1 protein-coding gene and 1 pseudogene are annotated in these 1444 nt (G+C 78.0%); both read right to left on the reverse strand.

All coding sequences use genetic code 11. The features are described from left to right. Window positions 1–27: 27 nt before the first annotated feature. Window positions 28–831 (reverse strand): annotated as a pseudogene (locus ACWEN3_RS46540) (ATP-binding domain-containing protein); the annotation flags it as partial. A gap of 95 nt (window positions 832–926) precedes the next feature. After that, a partial coding sequence (locus tag ACWEN3_RS46545) for a pentapeptide repeat-containing protein (protein WP_452984494.1) occupies window positions 927–1444 on the reverse strand: 518 nt, incomplete at its 5' end.

The raw sequence follows: 1444 nt of genomic DNA on the forward strand, positions 1-1444 counted from the left end.
GGCACCGCCCCCGCCGAGGTGACGGGGTCAGCCCGCGGCCGGGACCTGCGTGCGCAGCAGGGTCCCCAGACGGGTCGTGCGGGGCTTGGCCCCAATCTCCGCGACCGCCCTCGGCAGGGCCTGCTCCACACCGTGCACCACCGACAGATGCCGCTCGCCCCGGCCGAACGCCGTGTAGATCCACGGTCTGCTGAGCGCCTGCGCGGCGTCGCCGGGCAGCACCACGACCGCCGCCGGCCAGCGGCCGCCCACCGCCTGGTGCGCGGTCAGCGCCCAGCCGTGCCGCACCCAGCCCTCCACCCGCTCCCGCGGTACGACGACCGGAGCGCCCGCGCACGACAGGTGCAGCCCCTCGGCGTCTGCCTTCACCACCGTGCCCGGCACCGTGCGGCCCGGGGCGGGGGAGTAGGCGATCCGGTCGCCGGGGTCGAAGCCGCCGAAACGGCCGGGGCCGGGGTTGAGGCGTTCCTTCAGGGCGGCGTTGAGGGCGCGGGTGCCGGCCGCGCCGCCGTGCCCCGGGGTGATCACCACGGTCTGCTCGGCCGGGATGCCGATCGCCCGCGGCACCGAGTCCGCGACCAGCTGCACCGTCCGGTGCACGGCCTGTCCCGCGTCGCGCACCGGGACGATCACGACCTCCTTGCCGGGCGCGGCGACCTGGTTCAGCTCGCCGGCCCCGATGCCGGAGACCAGCTCGCCGATCGGGCCGGGGTCGGGCAGGCGGGAGGCGAGCTGCGGGCAGGCGCGGGCCGCGAGCAGGTCCGCGAAGACCCGCCCCGGACCGGCCGACCACAGCACCGCCGGATCGCCGCTGAGCACCAGCCGGCTGCCCCGTACACGGAACCGACGCGCCCGCCGCCACCGGGGCATAGGCGTCGCCGGGTGGCGCCGAGGCGGGTCCGCGGGCGGCCGCCGGTGGGGCGGGATCAGGCGGCGGCCGTCCAGTGGGACGGGCGGGTCAGCGTGTCCGGCAGCCGGGTGCCCGCGCTGCCCCGGGCCGCGTTGAGCTGCGGCTGAGTGAGGAAGAAGGCACCGGTGAGGTCCGCGTCGGTCAGGTCGGCGTCACGCAGGTCGGCGCCGATCATGTCGGCGTCACGCAGATCGGCGCCGGTGAGGTCGGCGGCGATGAGATAGGCGCCGCGCAGGCTCGCCCCCCGCAGGTCGGCGCCGCGCAGCCGGGCCCCCATCAGGTCCGCGCCCCGCCGGTCCTTGCCCTTGGCCCTGCCCTTGCCGCTCTTGCCGCCCTTCCCGCCGGCCGCGCCCGCCCGGGCCAGCTCGCTGGTGCGCAGCAGGAGCACATTGACCTCCTGCCGGTGCGCGGCCACGTCCAGCGCGGCCAGCTCCTCGGGGGTCCGCAGGGTGAGCCGCTCGGTCCGCTCCAGCGCCCGGCGCAGGTCGGCGTGGACCGGCGCGGCGGCGGGCAGCCCGAGCGCCTCGAGCTGGT

The organism is Streptomyces sp. NPDC004561 (assembly GCF_053602155.1).